The sequence below is a fragment of the Streptomyces sp. NPDC017202 genome (assembly GCF_044331705.1).
In the GTDB taxonomy this organism is placed as follows: Bacteria; Actinomycetota; Actinomycetes; order Streptomycetales; family Streptomycetaceae; genus Streptomyces.
This window is the reverse complement of the sequence record NZ_JBIRNP010000016.1, coordinates 123973-141512: the sequence shown is the minus strand read 5'-3', so window position 1 is coordinate 141512 and position 17540 is coordinate 123973. Positions and strand designations below refer to the sequence as shown.

The 17540-nt window shown below is 72.7% G+C and carries 14 protein-coding genes and 1 pseudogene; 8 read left to right on the top strand and 7 right to left on the bottom strand.

Annotation, left to right across the window (positions count from 1 at the left end):
* Positions 1-89: 89 nt before the first annotated feature.
* A complete protein-coding gene (dapA, locus tag ACH4N1_RS26485) occupies positions 90-992 on the bottom strand; it encodes a 4-hydroxy-tetrahydrodipicolinate synthase (protein ID WP_398100708.1) in 903 nt (300 codons plus the stop codon).
* A 167-nt stretch (positions 993-1159) separates the two neighbouring features.
* Between dapA and ACH4N1_RS26480 the strand changes: the two genes are divergently transcribed.
* Positions 1160-1579, top strand: coding sequence for a phage holin family protein (locus ACH4N1_RS26480; protein WP_363091176.1), 420 nt, complete (start codon positions 1160-1162; stop codon positions 1577-1579).
* A complete protein-coding gene (locus tag ACH4N1_RS26475; protein ID WP_398100707.1) occupies positions 1576-2076 on the top strand; it encodes a DUF3618 domain-containing protein in 501 nt (166 codons plus the stop codon). The genes ACH4N1_RS26480 and ACH4N1_RS26475 overlap by 4 nt, the downstream gene beginning before the upstream one ends.
* Positions 2077-2279: 203 nt before the next feature.
* Here the strand turns inward: ACH4N1_RS26475 and ACH4N1_RS26470 are convergent, their stop codons facing one another.
* A complete protein-coding gene (locus tag ACH4N1_RS26470; protein ID WP_398100705.1) occupies positions 2280-4106 on the bottom strand; it encodes an endonuclease/exonuclease/phosphatase family protein in 1827 nt (608 codons plus the stop codon).
* Positions 4107-4356: 250 nt separating this feature from the next.
* Between ACH4N1_RS26470 and ACH4N1_RS26465 the strand changes: the two genes are divergently transcribed.
* The 6 genes and pseudogenes from ACH4N1_RS26465 (at position 4357) to ACH4N1_RS26440 (ending at position 11847) form a co-directional block, all read left to right on the top strand.
* Positions 4357-5781, top strand: a complete 1425-nt coding sequence (locus ACH4N1_RS26465; RefSeq protein WP_398100704.1) for a hypothetical protein — start codon at positions 4357-4359, stop codon at positions 5779-5781.
* A gap of 205 nt (positions 5782-5986) precedes the next feature.
* Positions 5987-7465: an alkaline phosphatase PhoX gene (locus ACH4N1_RS26460; protein WP_398100703.1), complete on the top strand. Its 1479-nt coding sequence runs from the start codon at positions 5987-5989 to the stop codon at positions 7463-7465.
* Positions 7466-7803: 338 nt separating this feature from the next.
* A pseudogene (locus ACH4N1_RS26455) lies at positions 7804-9378 on the top strand (TROVE domain-containing protein); the annotation flags it as partial.
* 129 nt (positions 9379-9507) lie between these two features.
* The gene (locus ACH4N1_RS26450; protein ID WP_398100701.1) at positions 9508-10158 is read left to right on the top strand and encodes a GntR family transcriptional regulator; all 651 of its coding nucleotides are present in this window, start codon (positions 9508-9510) and stop codon (positions 10156-10158) included.
* Between the two features lie 31 nt (positions 10159-10189).
* The gene (locus ACH4N1_RS26445) at positions 10190-11206 is read left to right on the top strand and encodes a 1-aminocyclopropane-1-carboxylate deaminase (RefSeq protein WP_398100699.1); all 1017 of its coding nucleotides are present in this window, start codon (positions 10190-10192) and stop codon (positions 11204-11206) included.
* 68 nt (positions 11207-11274) lie between these two features.
* Positions 11275-11847: a TetR/AcrR family transcriptional regulator gene (locus ACH4N1_RS26440; RefSeq protein ID WP_398100697.1), complete on the top strand. Its 573-nt coding sequence runs from the start codon at positions 11275-11277 to the stop codon at positions 11845-11847.
* A 74-nt stretch (positions 11848-11921) separates the two neighbouring features.
* Here ACH4N1_RS26440 and ACH4N1_RS26435 read toward each other — a convergent pair whose 3' ends face one another.
* From ACH4N1_RS26435 to ACH4N1_RS26415, 5 genes are all read right to left on the bottom strand, one after another.
* Positions 11922-13118 carry a TerD family protein gene (locus ACH4N1_RS26435; RefSeq protein ID WP_398100737.1) on the bottom strand — a complete coding sequence of 399 codons (1197 nt, stop codon included), beginning with the start codon at positions 13116-13118 and terminating at the stop codon, positions 11922-11924.
* Positions 13119-13292: 174 nt separating this feature from the next.
* Positions 13293-14282 carry a zinc-dependent alcohol dehydrogenase family protein gene (locus tag ACH4N1_RS26430; protein ID WP_398100696.1) on the bottom strand — a complete coding sequence of 330 codons (990 nt, stop codon included), beginning with the start codon at positions 14280-14282 and terminating at the stop codon, positions 13293-13295.
* Positions 14279-15121, bottom strand: coding sequence for a carbohydrate ABC transporter permease (locus ACH4N1_RS26425; RefSeq protein ID WP_398100695.1), 843 nt, complete (start codon positions 15119-15121; stop codon positions 14279-14281). The genes ACH4N1_RS26430 and ACH4N1_RS26425 overlap by 4 nt, the downstream gene beginning before the upstream one ends.
* Positions 15118-16056 (bottom strand): carbohydrate ABC transporter permease, encoded by a 939-nt coding sequence (locus tag ACH4N1_RS26420; protein ID WP_398100693.1) that lies wholly within the window; start codon positions 16054-16056, stop codon positions 15118-15120. The genes ACH4N1_RS26425 and ACH4N1_RS26420 overlap by 4 nt, the downstream gene beginning before the upstream one ends.
* Positions 16053-17426: an ABC transporter substrate-binding protein gene (locus tag ACH4N1_RS26415; protein WP_398100692.1), complete on the bottom strand. Its 1374-nt coding sequence runs from the start codon at positions 17424-17426 to the stop codon at positions 16053-16055. Before ACH4N1_RS26415 ends, ACH4N1_RS26420 begins: the two co-directional genes overlap by 4 nt.
* Positions 17427-17540 lie beyond the last annotated feature (114 nt).

Genomic DNA, 17540 nt, shown 5'->3' with positions numbered 1-17540 from the left:
GCCCCGGCCCATCTTTATGCCGGTGCCGGTGCCGGTGGCGGGGCCGGTGACGACCCGCCGGGGGAGGTGCGTACCGCCTGCCGCCCCTCCTACCCGGACACGCAGGCCCGGTACGCCGCCAGCAGCGCGTCGACCGTCTCGCGGCCGGCGGGCCGCAGGGGCGCCCGCACGGGGCCGGCCGGGAGGCCGAGTTCGCCCAGCAGGCCCTTCGCGGTGACCGTGCCCGGCAGTCCCGAGGCCGTCATCAGCTCGACGAGTTCCAGGGCACGTCGCTGGAGGCGCGCGGCCCCCGCCGTGTCACCGGCGTCGAACGCGTCGACGACGGAACGGAGTTGGCGGGGGACGACGTTCGCGACGGTGCTGATGTACCCGGCCGCGCCCACCGCGTACAGCGCGAGGATCTGCTCGTCGCAGCCCGCGTAGTAGGCCAACTCCGTGCGGGAGAGCACCTTCTGGGTGCCGAGGAGGTCGTAGGAGCAGTCCTTGACGCCCACGATCCGGGGGTGCTCCGCGAGGCGGATCAGCGTCCGCGGCTCTATGCGGGTGCCGGTGCGGCCGGGGATGTCGTAGAGCAGGACGGGGAGGCCGGACGCGTCGGCGACCTCGCGGAAGTGCGCCTCCAGGGCGTCCTGCGGAGGGCGGCTGTAGTACGGACTGACCACCAGCACGCCGTCGGCGCCTGCCTTCTCGGCGGCGAGGGCCAGTTCGACGGTGTGCCGGGTGTCGGCGGTGCCCACGCCCGCCACCAGGGCGGCCCGGTCCCCGACCGCCGCCCGCACCGCCCGCACCAGCTCCGCCTTCTCGGCGTCCGACGTGGTCGGGGACTCGCCCGTGGTGCCGGACAGGACGAGCCCGTCGCAGCCGTCCGCCACCAGACGGGCGGCGAGGCGCTGGGCACCGTCGAGGTCCAGGGCGCCCGACGCGGTGAAGGGCGTGACCATCGCACAGAGCGCACGGCCGAAGGGGGTGGCGGGGAGGGCTGCGTTCGTCATGGAAGCAGTCTCGGCACCGTGATCGTGAAGCTCCACTTAAATCTGCTACGAGGTAAGGCTAAGGACTGCTGCGACGTCGACGGCGCGGCGAACCCGTCGCACCGCACGGGTAGCCGTCGTTCCTGTGGGTACCCGGACCGTCACCACCGCGAGAGGAGGCGGAGCACGTGGCAGGTACCACGGAGACCCGGCCCGTCCACGACGGGCACCACACGGTCGGAGAACTCGTCGGACAGGCGAGCGAACAGCTCTCCCGGCTCGTCCGGCAGGAGATGGCACTGGCCAAGGAGGAGCTGGCCGAGAAGGGACGCCGCGCCGGCCGCGGCGGCGGTCTGCTGGGGGCCGCGGGCGCGTTCGCGTACGCCGGTCTGCTCGCACTCGCCGGCACGGGCGTCGCCGCCCTCTCGCTGGTGCTGCCGGTCTGGGCCGCGGCGCTCATCGTGACGGCGGTGCTGTTCGTGATCGCCGCCGTCCTGGGGGCGACCGGACGCAGTCAGCTGCGTCAGGCCACGCCGCCCACCCCCGAGGCGGCCCTCGGCAGCGTCAAGGCGGACGTCGAGGAAATCAGGGAAAGGGCGCACCGATGACGGACAGGGCAGCCGGGGACGGCGCCGCGGAGCTGCGCAAGCAGATAGCACAGACCAGGAACCAGCTGGGCGCCACGGTCGAGGAGCTGGCGGCGAAGACGGACATCCGCGGGCGGGCCAAGGCTCGCGCGGCCGACCTCAGGGACCGCGCGGGCGCGATGACGGTCCAGCTCCGCAGCACGGCGGCCCAGGCGGGCCACACCGTGCAGGAGAAGGCGAAGGGCGCGGGGCACACCGTCCAGGACAAGGCGGGCCGCGTCGGCCACACGGCCCGGAACAGGGCGAAGGACACGCGGTACGAACTCCGGGCCAGGGCCGCGAAGGCGGGCGAGGACCTCCAGGAAAGGGGGTCTCACACGGAACTCGCCGCCCCGGCGCCGCTGCGCGCGCCGGTCCGGTTCGCCGCGCGGCATCCGAGGCCGTTGGTGATCGCGGCCGTGGCGGGCATCGCGATCGTGGCGGCGGGAGTGCTCGGCCGCCGCCGCTGCGCACGCTGACCCGACCGCCGGCGGACGACGGCCGCCGGCGACCGGCGGTCGGCCGTCGATGGTCGGCAGCCGACGGGACACCGGACCCGGCCCCCCTCCGGGGCGCCGGGTCCCTCCCTGTCCGGGCACGCCCCGTCCTGCCCGCCGGGCCGGCGAAACGGCCCGGCGGGGCCGACTGAACGGGTGTGTTCAGCCGGCCCGGGAACAGCCGGTCACGGCTTGAAGCGCAGCACCTGCGGGTCGTGGTCGCTGATCTGGTCGTTGAACTCCGCGTTGATGTGCACGCTGTCGTACGCGAAGTCGCAGCCGCGCCGGATCGACGGGCTGACCAGGATCTGGTCGAGGACCTGGCTGTTGCCCTGGTAGACGTACGAGTAACGCTCGCTCCTCGGCAGCGACTTGACCGCCGACCACAGCTCGCCGTCACCCTCGAGGAGCTTCGCGGTGCCGGAGAACTCGAAGTCGTTGATGTCGCCGAGCGCGACGACGTCCGCGTTCTTCTGGGTGTCGAGGATGTCCTTGACGAAGGCGTTGACCAGCGTCGCCTGCTGGTGGCGCTGGGTCTCCGAGCTGCGCGCCGCCGGCTGGTACTGCGAGGTCAGGCCCTGGTCGCCGCCCTTGGAGTTGAAGTGGTTGGCGATCACGAACACCGTGCGCCCACGGAAGACGAACTCGCCGACCAGCGGCTTGCGGCTGGAGTTCCAGGCCGCGTTCGCCGGGTCGATCCGGCCCGGCGAGACGGTCAGGGCGGCCTTGCCGCGCTCCTCGGTGACGCCGGCCGCGGTGGTGGCGTCGCCGCCCGCGCGGTCGGTGAAGGAGACCCGCTCCGGGTTGAACAGGAACACCTGGCGGATGTTCCCGCCCGGCTCACCGCCGTCGGTCTTGTCCGCCGGGTCGATCGAGCGCCAGTCGTAGCGGGGGCCGCCCGCGGCGACGATCGCGTCGATCAGCTCGGTCACCGTCCGGTCGGCGGCCACCGTGCCGTCGTCGGTCGCGCCGTTGTTGTCCTGGATCTCCTCCAGGGACACGATGTCGGGCGACTTCAGGTTGTTCACGATCGCGGAGGCGTGCGCCTCGAACGTGGTGTCGGACGGGTCGAGGTTCTCGACGTTGTACGTCGCGACCGCCAGCTCGCCGTTCTTCTGCTTCCGGGTCGTCTCCCGCTCCACACCGGCGCTCTCGAGTGCGCCGATCCGGTTGGCGGCGACGGTGTAACCGCCGAACTGGTTGTAGTCCAGCGGGCCCTCGGTGGCGCCGGTCAGCTTGTCGCCGACGTTCGCCGCCGGGAAGTCGGCGGTCTTGCCGAGCGACTGGATCTGGAGCCGGCCGGTGTTCTGGGCGTCGTAGGAGCCGTAGACCGTGCCGCCGCGGCGGTTGCGGTTCTCCCACGGCTTCACCGTGACCCACAGCTCGGTGTACGGGTCGGTGGCGCCGACCACGCGGACGTCGGAGACCTGGACGTTCATGCCCTCCAGGGACTCGTAGAGGTCCAGGGCGTAGGTGCCGGGCCGCAGGGGCAGGGCGTTGACCGAGTTGTTCGCGGCGGGGTCGCCGGCCGGGGCGTAGGCCGCCGGCACCGACTTCGCGTCGACGACCGTCGCGGCCGGGACCGCGTTGCCCGCGGAGACCACGGTCACCGTCGGCCGGACGATCTCCGTCACGGCCTGGTTGCCGGACGAGGTGCCGCCCGGGACGTACTCCGAGACCGTGCCGGAGACGCTGACCGCGTCCCCGACGGCGGCCTTGGGGGCCGAGCTGGTGAAGACGAAGACGCCCTCGCTGGTGGCCGGGTCGGCGTCCGGGTTCGGGTCCTGGATCCAGAAACCCTTGGAAGAACCGTAGGTGCGCACACCGGTGACGATTCCGGTCACGTCCGTGACCTGCTTGCCGGCGTACGGCGAGACGCGGGTGGTGCCCTGGATGTCGTGGATGCGCACCGAGTCCGCGTGCGCGGGCGCGGCGACGACGACCGCCGACGCGGCGGAGCAGACGGCGGCGACGGTGAGCGCGGCGAGGCGCGTGGAAGACCTGCTAGGCAAGGGGTTCCCTCCGGGGACGTTCATGAGCGCCGGGACGAGGGTGAGACGTGGGGCGCGGATGACGCGCGTAGAAACCAGTGAACACCTGTCCCCCCAACTTCTACGCGCGTCAATCTCCAGCCTGGCCGGTCCAGTTGTCAAGGTTTCGGCCACGTACGAGACCTGACCGGTAGATGAACCGGGCGGCATGCGTCCAAACCCGTCTAGGCTGAGCGGTCGAGTGGCACCACGCGTCCGAGGAGAACAGCCGATGTCAGACAGCTCCCCCCTGCCGCCGGTGCGGCTGCACCCCGAAGCGGAGCTGGCGCGCGACGCGCTGTCCACGCCGTTGCTCTCCCGGGCCGCCCTCCTCGCCCGTTGGGCCGGACCCGGCACCCGCGTCGACGCCGGCGGCGGACTCCTCGACGAGCAGCTCCCGGCCGCCGCCGAAGCGCTCGGACTCACCGGCGACGACGCCGCCGCCCACGCGAGCGAGGCCTGGCGGGTCGCCGTCGACGCCGGGCTCGTCGAGGTCACCGACGAGGAGGCCGGCACCGTCACCGCGGGCGAGGACCTCTCCCTGCTCACCGGCGGCGCCCCGCACGACGTGCTCGCCGTCTGGCTCACCGCCCTGGAGACCGTCCTCGCCGACGCGACCGTGCCCGACCTCGACGAGCTGGTCGACGCCATGGACGAGGGCGGCGAGATCGACTTCTCCCGGCTCGACTGGGACCCCGAGGGCGAGGCCGCCTTCCTCGACGGCGTGCTCGGCAACCTCTACCTGCTCACCGTCACCGAGGACGGCCCCGGCGGCCCCGTGCCGCTGCCCGCCCTCGCCGCCTCCATGATCGTCCCCGGCGACCTGGGCGAACCCACCAACGACATGCTGGAGCAGATCTCCGACGCGATGATGCGTCTCGACGACCAGTTCCGGCTCCTGGAACCCATCGGACTGGTCGTCTACCAGCCCGTCGACGAGGCGCTGATGGGCGACCCCGAGGAGGAGCCCGCCGCCCCCGTCGACGAGACCGACGTCTCCCGCTACGGCATGGTCCGCCTCACCCCGCTCGGCCTCTACGGGCTCCGCGCGCGCCTGCTGGAGGCCGGCTTCCGGGCGCCCGCCGTCGGAGACCTCGTCGACAAGGGCGCCGACGCCCTCCTCGACGGCAGCTCCGGCTACGGACCGCACGCCGCCCGCGCCGAGACCGAACAGTGGCTGGACCGGCGCGAACCCCTCGGCGCCGCCCGCGAACTGCTCGCCGCCGCCCGCGGCTCGGACGAGGGCGCGCCGCTGCGCCGGCTGCGCTGCCAGCAGGCACTCTCACTCGTCGGCGCGCAGGCCGAACCCGCCGTGCGGGAGGTCCTCGACGACCCCGAACTCGGCGGGCTCGCCCGGGTCTGGCTGAGCGAGCTGGGCGCCGCCGACGTACCGCCGCCCTCCGAGGACCTGGTCTACTGGCTCACCATCGACACCCTCGCCGCCCAACTGGCCGCCGAGGGCAACTCCGACGAACTCCAGGGGCTCGTCGAAGGACTCGCGCAGCAGCACAGCGGCTTCTTCGCGGCGGCCTGGCGGGTCGCGCACCCGGCCACCGCCGACGTCCTGGAAGCCATGGGGCGCCTGCACCCGGACAAGCGGATCGCCAAGGAGGCCCGCAAGGCCGCGTTCAAGGCGCGCTCGCAGCAGGGCGGGTGACCGGGGCGGGCCGGTGCGGGTGAGCGGGGGCCGGGCGCGGTTCCCCGCGCGCCCCGGGGCCGCGGACGCGGGCGCGGGTGCGCAGTTTCCCCGGAGCCTGACCGGGCGCCGCTCCGTGTTCAGCCGGTGTTCAGGGGCGAGGGGGACGGTTGCGCGGACCGAGGTCCGCCACCCTCCACGGCACACCAGCGTCTCAGGAGACAACATGTCGCTCACCCGCAGGGACTTCGCCAGGAAAACCGCGGCCACCGGCGCAGGTGTCGCGCTGGCGGGCAGCGTCGACGTGCTCGCCAGCGCACCGAACGCCCTCGCGGCCACGGAGACCGCGGACGCGGACACCCCGGGCGCGGACAGCGCGGACGCGAGCCGGAAGCCGGCGGCGCACCACGGCGGAGTCGGCTACGGACCGCTGCTCCCCGACCCCGACGGCATCCTCGCGCTGCCCGCCGGCTTCGGCTACCGGATCATCACCCACAGCGGGAAGACCAGGCTGGAGTCGGGCGAGCCCACTCCCTCGAACCACGACGGCACGGCCGCCTTCGACGGCCCGCGCGGCACCACCCTCCTCGTCAACAACCACGAGCTGAAGGGCCCGCGCGCCAACTGGAAGTACCCCGTGCCGCTCACCGAGGGCCTCGTCTACGACCCGGCCGCCTCGGGCGGCTGCACGGTCGTCGAGGTCCGCCCCGGCGGCCAGGTCGCCGAGTGGGTGGGCATCGCCGGCACCTCCACCAACTGCGCGGGCGGCAGCACCCCGTGGGGCACCTGGCTGACCTGCGAGGAGAACTCCGACCGGGCCGGCACCAACGGCATGACCAAGGACCACGGCTACGTCTTCGAGGTCGACCCCCGCGACCGGCGCGCCAACCGGGACCCCAAGCCCCTGAAGTTCTTCGGCCGCTACGACCACGAGGCCGTCGTCATCGACCCCAGGCGCGGCCACGCCTACCTCACCGAGGACGCCGCGAACCCCAACGGCCTGTTCTTCCGCTGGACCCCGCCGCCCGGCTTCGAGCACGGCCGCGGCAGGTTCCGCACCCTCGCCGACGACGCCGGCGTCCTCCAGGCCCCCCGGTGCTTCGACTCCGGCGGCCAGTTCGTCGACGACCTCTCCCGCGCCACCAGGACCGGCACGGTGTACGGCGTCGACTGGGTGGACGTACCCGACCGCGACGCGCGGACCACCGCCGTGCGCAAGCAGTTCGGCGCCGGCGAGATCACCCGCGCCCGCAAGCTGGAGGGCATGTGGTGGGGCGACGGCGGCGCCTACCTCGTCTCCTCGTACGCCCGCGCCGAGAGCCCCGTCCAGCACGACGGCCAGGTCTGGTTCTACGACCCCCGGCGCCGCACCCTCACCCTGAAGGTCCTCCTCGGCGTCAACCCCGACCCGTCGGCCGACGGCGCCTTCGACGGCCCCGACAACATCACCGTCTCCCCGTACGGCGGCCTGGTGATCGCCGAGGACGGCGAGGGCGTCTCCCACCTGTTCGGCGCCACCGACAGCGGCCGCACCTACCCGATCGCCCGCAACGACCTGAACATCGGCACCGAAGAGGCCCCCGAGTACAGCGAGTTCACCGGCGTCACCTTCTCTCCCGACGGAAGGACCCTGTTCGCCAACATCCAGCAGCCGGGCATCATGGTGGCGATCACGGGCCCGTGGAAGCGGCAGAAGCGCGGCTGAGCGAAATAGGTTCGCACCCCGCGTGCCGCGCCTCCTACAGTGAGAGCACGACGACGCACCTCCCGGTGCGAAGGCGGCGGCTACTTCTCTTCCACGGAATCCGGGCCGCAGCCGGTCCGATCTCGGGAGGCGCGGCACGCGGTGGGTGCCCGGTGCGCAGGCAACGGTTACTTCATTGGATCGGACGGTCGCGGGTTCGAGTCCCGTCATCGACTTCGGGTCGGTGTAGCTCAGTCGGTAGAGCATCTGGCTAAGTCCGTCGCCGACCTCTGATCTCGGGCACCCTCCCCCTGCCGTGTCTCCCTCCGCAACACCATGGAATTCGGGGGGATTTCAGCATGGCGCGCTTCAACACCCGTGCCGCGAGGGCGCAGCCCGCCTCGGCCGTGCGCACGACGGGCCGGACCCTGCGCACCCACCAGGGCGGCCGGGGCCACGAGCGGGACGCACGCTCCGAGCTGTTCCTGCTCGCGGTGTCCCACTTCGTGACGCAGAAGACCTTCTACGAGACGGCTGCCGACCGCGACGACCGGTTCGTGCGGCTCGTGCGCGAGCTGGCCGTCTCCGACCCGTCCTGGACGGCCGGCCTGCTCGGCTGGCTGCGCGGCGAGGGCGGTCTGCGGACGGCCGCGGTCGTCGGGGCCGCCGAGTACGTCCACGCCCGCCTGAAGGCCGGCGCGACCGACGGGCCTACGGGCCGCCAGGTCGTCGACTCCGTCCTCCAGCGCCCGGACGAGCCCGGGGAACTGCTCGCGTACTGGACCGCGACCCACGGCCGCAACGTCCCCAAGCCGGTCAAGCGCGGCATCGCCGACGCCGTACGGCGTCTCTACGGCGGCAAGTCGCTCCTGAAGTACGACACCGCGTCCAGGGGTTACCGCTTCGGCGACGTCCTGAACCTCGTCCATGCGACACCGGACCCGGCCAAGCCGTGGCAGGGCGAGCTGTTCCGGTACGCGCTGGACCGCCGGCACCACCCCGACACCGCCGTGCCGCCCGCCTCGGACCGGGTCCTGACCGCGCACCGCGAGCTGATGGCACTGCCGGTCGAGGAGCGGCGCGCGGTCGTCACCTCCGCGGGCGGCGCCGAGCGGCTCGCCGCGGCCGGCATGACCTGGGAGGCGCTCGCGGGCTGGCTCCAGGGGCCGATGGACAAGGCGGCCTGGGAAGCGGTGATTCCGTCCATGGGGTCGATGGCACTGATCAGGAACCTGCGGAACTTCGACGAGGCCGGTGTCTGCGACGAGGTCGCGGCGCGGGTCGCGGCCCGGATCAGCGACCCGGCCGAGGTCGCGCGCTCACGGCAGTTCCCGTTCCGCTACCTCGCCGCCCACCAGCACGCGCCCTCGCTGCGCTGGGCGTACCCGTTGGAGCGGGCGCTCGGGCACGCGCTGGGCAACGTGCCCGCGCTGCCCGGCCGCACGCTGGTGCTCGTCGACCGTTCGGGCTCGATGTTCTTTTCCCGGCTGTCGGACCGTTCCGCCCTCAACCGTGCCGACGCGGCGGCGATCTTCGGCACGGCACTCGCGCTGCGGGCGGCGGACGCGGACCTGGTCGAGTTCGGCACCACCAGCAGGCGGGTGGAGTTCCGCACGGGCGGGTCGGTGCTGAGGATCCTGGAGCGTTTCGGCGACCTGGGCGGCACCGACACGACCGCCGCGGTGCGCGAGCACTACCGGGGGCACGACCGGGTGCTGATCGTCACCGACGAGCAGTACGGCTTCAGCGGTCACGGCTCGCCGACCGAGCAGGTCCCGGCCGACGTGCCGGTCTACACGTGGAACCTCGCGGGGTGCCGGGCGGGCCACGGACCCTCGGGGGAGCGGAGCCGGCACACCTTCGGGGGGCTCTCGGACGCGGCCTTCCGCATGGTTCCGCTGCTGGAGGCGGCGCGCGACGCCGACTGGCCGTGGGAGGGCCGGCCGTCCGGCCCTGAGCCCAGAGGCCAGAGGCCCGAGGCCCGCACCGCGCCGGTGCGGGCCTCGGGCCTCTTCCCGTACGGGTCTTCTCCTGCCGCCGACTGACATCTAACATGTCAGTCCATGGAGCCTCTGCGACCCGTGCCCCGCACCCTGCTCAGGGAGCGGGCGTACACAGCGATCCGCGACGCCATCGTGGCCGGGGAGATCGAGCCCGGCGCGGTGGTGCGCGACGCCGACCTCGCGGAGCGGCTCGGGCTGTCCCGGGCGCCGGTCCGGGAGGCGTTCGCGCGGCTCGTGGACGAAGGGCTGCTGGAGAGCAAGCCGCAGAGCTACACGCGGGTGACCCCGGTCGTCGCCGGGGACGTGCGGGACGCGGCGGCCGTGGTCGGCGCGATGCACGAGCTGGTCACGCGGGTGGCGGTGCCCCGGCTGTTCGCGGCGGACGTCGAGGCGATGCGCGCCGCCAACGAGCGGTTCGGCGCCGCCGTGGACGCCGGTGACGTCGAGGGCGCCCTGCGCGCCGACGACGAACTGCACGACGTCCTGGTGCGGGTGAGCGGCAACCGCGCGGCCGCCGCCACCGTCGCCCGCTACACCCCCCTGATCCGGCGGCTGGAGCGACGGCGCTTCGGCGAGGGCGGCACCTGCCGCTCGGCCGGGCTGCACGACCGGCTGATCGCCGCCTGCGCGACCACCGACGTGGACGAGGCGGTCCGCGTCACGGCCGAGATCTGGCGCACCCTCGCGGATCTCGCCGACACCGACGACTGACCGTCCTGCCGAACCAGCCCCAGGAGGCGACATGTCCCTGTCCTCGTACGAGCGTTACCCCCTGCTCTTCGGTCCGTCGCCCGTGCACCCGCTGCACCGGCTGACGGAACACCTCGGCGGCGCCGCCGTGTGGGCCAAGCGGGAGGACTGCAACTCCGGGGTCGCGTACGGCGGCAACAAGACGCGCAAGCTGGAGTACCTGATCGCCGACGCCCTCGCGCAGGGCTGCGACACCCTGGTGTCGATCGGCGGGGTGCAGTCCAACCACACCCGGCAGGTGGCGGCCTGCGCGGCCCGCGCCGGACTCAAGTGCGTGCTGGTGCAGGAGAGCTGGGTGGACTGGCCCGACGCGGTGTACGACAAGGTCGGCAACATCCTGATCAGCCGGCTCGCGGGGGCCGACGTCCGGCTGGTGCGGGCCGGGTTCGGGATCGGCTTCAAGGAGAGCTGGGAGCTGGCGCTCCGGGAGGTCGAGGAGTCCGGCGGCAAGCCGTACGCCATCCCCGCCGGTGCCTCCGACCATCCGCTCGGCGGGCTGGGTTTCGCCGGGTGGGCGTACGAGGTGGCGGAGCAGGAGCGGGACCTGGGCGTCTTCTTCGACACCGTGGTCGTGTGCTCGGTGACCGGGTCGACGCAGGCCGGCATGGTCGCCGGGTTCGCGGCGCTGGAGGAGGCGGGCGGCCGGCCCCGGCGCGTCCTCGGCGTCGACGCCTCGGCCAAGCCGGCCGAGACCCGGACGCAGATCGCCCGCATCGCCCGGCGCACCGGAGAACTCATCGGGGTGCGGCGGGAGTTGACCGAGACGGACGTCGAGCTGGACGAGCGCTACCACGCCGGGGTCTACGGCGTCCCCGACGAGGTCACCCTGGAGGCGATGCGGCTCGCCGCGCGCACCGAGGGCATGGTCACCGATCCCGTCTACGAGGGGAAGTCGATGGCCGGACTCGTCGACCTGGTCGCCCGCGGCGAGATCGGCCGCGACTCCACCGTGCTCTACGCCCACCTGGGCGGCCAGCCGGCGCTCAACGCCTACAGCGCGCTGTTCTGAGTCCGGACGGCGCCACCGCGGTCCTCGCTACCATCGGGGAGAATCCCCGGTTGACGAGGAGTGACGGGATGACGCAGGTCAAGCCCATGCGTGCGGACGCCCGCCGCAACTACGAGCGGTTGCTGACGGCGGCGGCGGAGGCCTTCGCCGAGCACGGGGAGGGCGCCTCCCTCGACGACATCGCCAAGCGGGCGGGGGTCGGCTCCGGCACGCTGTACCGGCACTTCCCCACGCGTCAGGCGCTGCTGGAGGCGGCGTACGTCGACCGGATCGAGGCGTTCGCGGTGCGCGCGGACGAACTCGCCGCGCGCCTGCCGCCGGGCGAGGCGCTGGTGGAGTGGCTGAACGAGGTGTGCGTCGGCACGATCCAGGTGCGCGGCATGAAGGCGCTGCTGGGCTCGGCCGTCACCGACGCCGGCAGCGCCGCGGCCACCGCCTGCGGTACCACCGTGCAGGGCGCGGCGGCCCGGCTGGTGGAGGCGGCGCAGCGGGAGGGGACACTGCGGGCGGACGTCGAGCCCGTGGAGGTGCTGCGGCTGGCGCACGGTGTGGCCACGGCGGCGGAGCTGGCGAACGGGGGCGCGAGCGGCATCCGCCGGTACGTGTCGCTGCTGACGGAGGGGCTCGGCCCTACGCGGTGAGCGGGCGCCGGCGACGGGCGCCCCCGCCGAGGGGGGCGCCCGCGTGCGTCGGCGGGGGCCGGCCGGGCCGGAGGTCAGAGTGCCTGCGCCGCCGGCTTCACCATGTTCCGCACCGTGCGGGCCTTGACGAAGTCGCCCATGGCCGTCATCTCCCACTCGCCGGTGAACTGGCGGATCAGCTTGGCCATCATCACGCCCGTCTGCGGCTCGGCGCTGGTCAGGTCGAAGCGGACCAGTTCCTCGCCGGTGGCGGCGTCCAGGAGACGGCAGTAGGCCTTGGCGACCTCGGTGAACTTCTGCCCGGAGAAGGAGTTCACGGTGAAGACCAGGCCGGTGACCTCCTGCGGGAGCCGGCCCAGGTCGACGACGATCACCTCGTCGTCGCCGCCGCCCTCACCGGTGAGGTTGTCGCCCGAGTGCTTGATCGCGCCGCCCACGATGGACAGCTTGCCGAAGTAGCAGCTGTCGATGTGGTTGCGCTGCGGGCCGTAGGCGATCACCGAGGCGTCCAGGTCGATGTCCTTGCCGCGGTACGCCGGCTCCCAGCCGAGACCCATCTTGACCTGTGAGAGCAGCGGGCTGCCGCCCTTGACCAGGGACACCGTCTGGTTCTTCTGGAGGCTGACGCGGCCCTTGTCCAGGTTGATCTTCCCGGCGCCGGGGGCGGGCGGGGCCGGGGGAGCGGGCGGGGCGGCCATCGGCGGGGCGGGCGGGGTGACCGGGGGCTGCGTCGTGGGCACGGGCGGGGCGGCCGGCCGGGCCGGGGCGGCCGCCGCGGGCTCCTCCACGGTGACGCCGAAGTCGGTGGCGATGCCGGCCAGGCCGTTGGCGTACCCCTGGCCGACGGCGCGGGCCTTCCAGGCGCCGTTGCGCAGGTAGATCTCCACGATCACCAGCGCCGTCTCGGCGCCCAGCCGCGGGGGAGTGAAGGTGGCCAGGACGCTGTTGTCGTCGGCGCCGCGGACGGTGGCCGTCGGCTCGATGCCCTGGAAGGTCTGGCCCGCCGCGTCCGGGCTCGCGGTGACGACGATCTTCTCGATGCCCGGGGGCAGCGCGGAGGTGTCGACGATGATCGCGTCGGGGGCCGCGCCGCCGCCGGAGCGGTAGGTCACGCCGGGGCCGGCCGGCTGGTTGTAGAAGATGAAGTCGTCGTCGGAGCGCACCTTGCCGTCGGCGGTGAGCAGCAGGCCCGAAACGTCGAGACGCACGGGGGCGGCGACGTCCACCGCCACACGGGTGACGGGGAGAGGGATGTTCGAGCCGGGGGTCATAGCTGTCATGCCCGGATGAACGAGCGAGGGCGTTTTACCGTTCCCTTACCTGTGGTCCGATCGGGGCCGGTGGGCCCGCGGGGGCCTCGCCCCGCCGCCCCGTCCCGCCCCGTCCCCGGGGAGGGTGAGTGCCCCGGGGACGGGACGGGGAGGGGCGGCGGGGCGAGGAAGCCCCTACGGGACGACCACGATCTTCCTGCCCACGCCCGCGGCGAACTGGTCCAGGGCCTGGGGGTACCGGTCCAGCGGGAGCCGGTCGCTGATGAAGACGTCCGGGTCCAGGACGCCACCGGCGAAGAGCTCCGCCGCCCGCTCGTAGCTGTGCAGGACGGCCATCGAACCCGTGATCGTGATCTCCTGGTTGTAGATCCGGTACGGGTCGATCGTCACCCGCGTCGCGTAGTCGGCGACCCCGAACTGCAGAAACGTACCGGCCTTGGAGACCCGCTCCAGTCCGTCCTGGATCGCCGCCGCGTTCCCCGTCGCGTCGATGACGAGGTCCCACCCCTGGGGCCGGTCCAGCTCGTCCGGGCTCGCCGCCGACGCGGACACCCCCAGCTGCCGCGCCGTCTCCAGTCGCGCCGGGTTCAGGTCCACCACGTCCACGCTCGCCGCCCCGGTCCGTTTGGCCAGCTCCAGCATCATCAGGCCCATGGTCCCGGAGCCGTAGATGAGGACGTGGGCACCCAGGCGGGACTGCAGCACGTCGTAGCCGCGCACCGCGCAGGAGAGGGGCTCGATCAGCGCCGCGTCCTCGGTGCGGACGTGTTCGGGCAGTTTCACGCAGTTCGCCACCGGCGCCACCGCGTACTGGGCCGCGCCGCCGGCCGCCGTCACGCCGATCGCCGCCCAGCGCTCGCAGAGGTTGTTGTGGCCGGTGCGGCAGTAGCGGCACTCGTGGCAGTACAGGGACGGGTCGACGGCCACCCGGTCGCCCACCGCCACCTCGGTGACCTGGGCGCCGGTCCCCACCACGGTGCCGGCGAACTCGTGGCCCGGCACGATCGGCAGCTTGGGCGCGAACTCGCCCTGGAGGATGTGCAGATCGGTGCCGCACAGTCCGCAGGCGGCGACCTCGACGACGACGTCGCGGGGACCGGGGGTCGGGTCCGGGACCTCGGTGACGACGGCGCGGCCGATGGACTCGATGACGGCGGCCTTCATTTCACGGCTCCCAACGACAGGCCCTGGACCAGCTTGTCCTGGGCGGCGAACCCCGCGGCGAGCACCGGCAGGGAGATGACGAGCGACGCGGCGCACACCTTCGCCAGGAACAGGCCCTGGCTGGTGATGAAGCCGGTCAGGAAGACCGGGGCGGTCTCGGCGACGACGCCCGTGAGGACCCGGGCGAACAGCAGCTCGTTCCAGCTGAAGATGAAGCAGATGAGGGCCGTGGCGGCGATGCCGGGCAGGGCGATCGGGCCCACCACCCGCGTGAGGACGGTGGGCAGGCGGGCCCCGTCCACCCGGGCCGCCTCGATGACCGCCACCGGGACCTCGGCGAGGAACGACTGCATCATCCACACCGCGATCGGCAGGTTCATGCAGGTGTAGAGGACGACCAGCAGCCAGATGTTGTCGAGCAGCCCGGTGTCCCTCGCGAAGAGGTAGATCGGCAGCAGGCCCGCGACGGCCGGCAGCATCTTCGTCGACAGGAAGAAGAACAGCACGTCCGTCCACTTGCGCACCGGGCGGATCGAGAGCGCGTAGGCCGCCGGGACGGCCAGCAGCAGCACCAGCAGGGTGGACGCCACCGAGGCCACCGCCGAGTTGGTCAGCGCGGGCCAGGGGCTGGCTCCGCCGTCGGTGCCGAAGAACTCGCGGTAGCCGTCCAGGGTGAGCGGCGCGGTGAAGGAGGGCGGGTTGGTCGCCGCGTCCTCCTCGGAGTGGAAGGAGGTCAGCGCCATCCACGCGATGGGCAGGAAGAAGACGATCCCGGCCAGCCAGGCCAGCAGGCCGAGTCCGGCGCCCTTGCGGCGGGCCCGTACGGTCGGTGCGGTCATGCGCGCGACACCTCCTCGCGGAACAGGGACGACACCACGCGCAGCGCGAAGGTGGCGATGACGATCGAGCCGATGACCACCAGGACGCCCGCGGCCGACGCGAGGCCGTTCTCGTGGGCCTGGTAGAAGCTCTGGTAGACGGTGTAGGGCAGGTTGGCGGTGCCCAGGCCGCCGGACGTGATCGTGAAGACCGCGTCGAAGTTCTGCACGATGTAGATCGAGCCCAGCAGGGCGCCCAGCTCCAGGTACCGGCGCAGGTGCGGAAGCGTGAGGTGCCGGAAGATCTGCCAGTCGCTCGCGCCGTCCACCCGCGCGGCCTCCATCTGCTGCTGGTCCCGGCTCTGCAGCCCGGCCAGCAGGATCAGCATCATGAAAGGCGTCCACTGCCAGACCAGCGAGGCCTCCACCGCGAGCAGCGGGGTGTCGGAGATCCAGTCGGGCTGCGGGCCGCCGACGTAGTGCAGCAGGCCGTTCAGCAGGCCGTACTCGGGGTTGTACAGGACGTGCTTCCACAGCAGGGCCGCCGCCACCGGGACCACCAGGAAGGGGGCGATGAGGAGCGTGCGGACCACGCCCCGGCCGCGGAACCTGCGGTCCAGGAGCAGGGCGAGGCCCAGGCCCAGGACGAGACTGGCCAGCACCACCGAGACCGTCAGCACGACCGTCGTCCACACCGAGTGGCGCAGGTCGGCGTCGCTCAGCACCTGCCGGTAGTTGTCGAGGCCGGTGAAGCTGCGGGCGTCGGGGTAGAGGGCGTTCCAGTCGTAGAACGAGATCACCAGCGTGGCCACGAACGGGAGCTGGGTCACGACGATCATGAAGATCAGGGCGGGCAGCAGCGGGGCGCGGGTGGCCCAGGCGCGCAGCCGGGCGGAGGGCCGACGTCCGGCCGGTACCGGGGTGGTGGCCACGGGGGCCGTCGTGGTGGCGGTCATCGGCCCTCGTACTCCTCGGAGACGCGCTCGGCGAGCTTCTGGGACTTCTTCAGGGCCGACTCGACGGACTGGCGTCCGGCGATGGCCGCGCTGATCTCCTGGGAGACCTTGGTGCCGAGGTCGGTGAACTCGGGGATGCCGACGAACTGGATGCCGGGCGCGGGCCGCGGCTGCACGCCGGGGTCCTTCGGCCGGGCCCCCTCGATGGCGGCCTTCGTCATGTCCTGGAAGGCGGACGCCTCGGCCCGGTAGGCCGCGTTGGCGTACGTCGAGGCGCGCTTGCCGGCGGGCACGTTCGACCAGCCGATCCGCTCGCCGACCAGCTGCTCGTACTCCTTGCCGGAGGCCCAGGAGACGAACTGCCAGGCCTTGTCGGTGTTGCGGGAGGCCTTCTGGATGCCCCAGGCCCAGGTGTAGAGCCAGCCGGAGGTCCCCGTCTTCTCGACGGGGGCGGGGGCGTAGCCCATCTTGCCCTTGACCGGGGAGTTCGCCGCCTCCAGGGAGCCGGCGGCGGAGGTGGCGTCGTACCACATGGCGACCTTGCCCTGGGTCATGTTGTTCAGGCACTCGGCGAAGCCGGACTGGGCGGCGCCGGACTCGCCGTGCTCGCGGACGAGGTCGACGTAGAACTTCGTCGCCTTCTCGAACTCGGGCGAGTCGAGGCGTGCCGTCCAGTCCTCGTCGAACCAGGTCCCGCCGAAGGTGTTCACGACGGTGGTGAGCGGTGCCATCACCTCGCCCCAGCCGGGCAGTCCGCGCAGGCAGATGCCCTTCATGCCGGGCTCGGCCCCGTCGGTCTTCGCGGCCAGGTCGGCCACCTGGGTCCAGGTGGGGCGCTCGGGCATCGTCAGACCGGCCTTCGCGAAGACGTCCTTGCGGTACATCAGGAAGGACGACTCGCCGTAGAACGGCTGGCCGTAGAGCTTGCCGTCGTCGGCGGTGAGCGACTCGCGCATCGGGGCGAGGACGTCCTGCTCGTCGTAGGCCGGGTCCCGGGCGACGTAGGAGTCCATCTCGTGCAGCCAGCCGTTGCGGGCGTAGATCGGTATCTCGTAGTTGGACAGGGTGGCCACGTCGTACTGGCCCGCCTGGTTGGCGAAGTCCTGGCTGATCTTGTCGCGGACGTCGTTCTCCGGCAGGACGGTGAAGTTCACCTTGATGCCGGTGTCCTTGGTGAAGTGGGCGGCGGTCAGTTTCTGCAGCTCGGCCATCTGGGGGTTGTTGACCATGAGGACGTTGAGGGAATCGCCGCCCGATCCGGCCCCGCCGGCTCCGGTCCAGCAGCCGGAGAGCAGGGGGGCGAGCAGCGTCCCTGCGGCGGCCAGGGCGAGCGTGGCGCGCGGTGGCCGCCGTCGGCTCGGGGTTCGCATGGATCACTCCTGGACTTGTGGAACATAGGGGATGTTCAGGGAGGCAAAAGGGTGTGCGGGGGCAGGGGAGTGCCCCTCGGCGGGGGAGAGGGCGGGTTCTCCGGACGCGCGTCC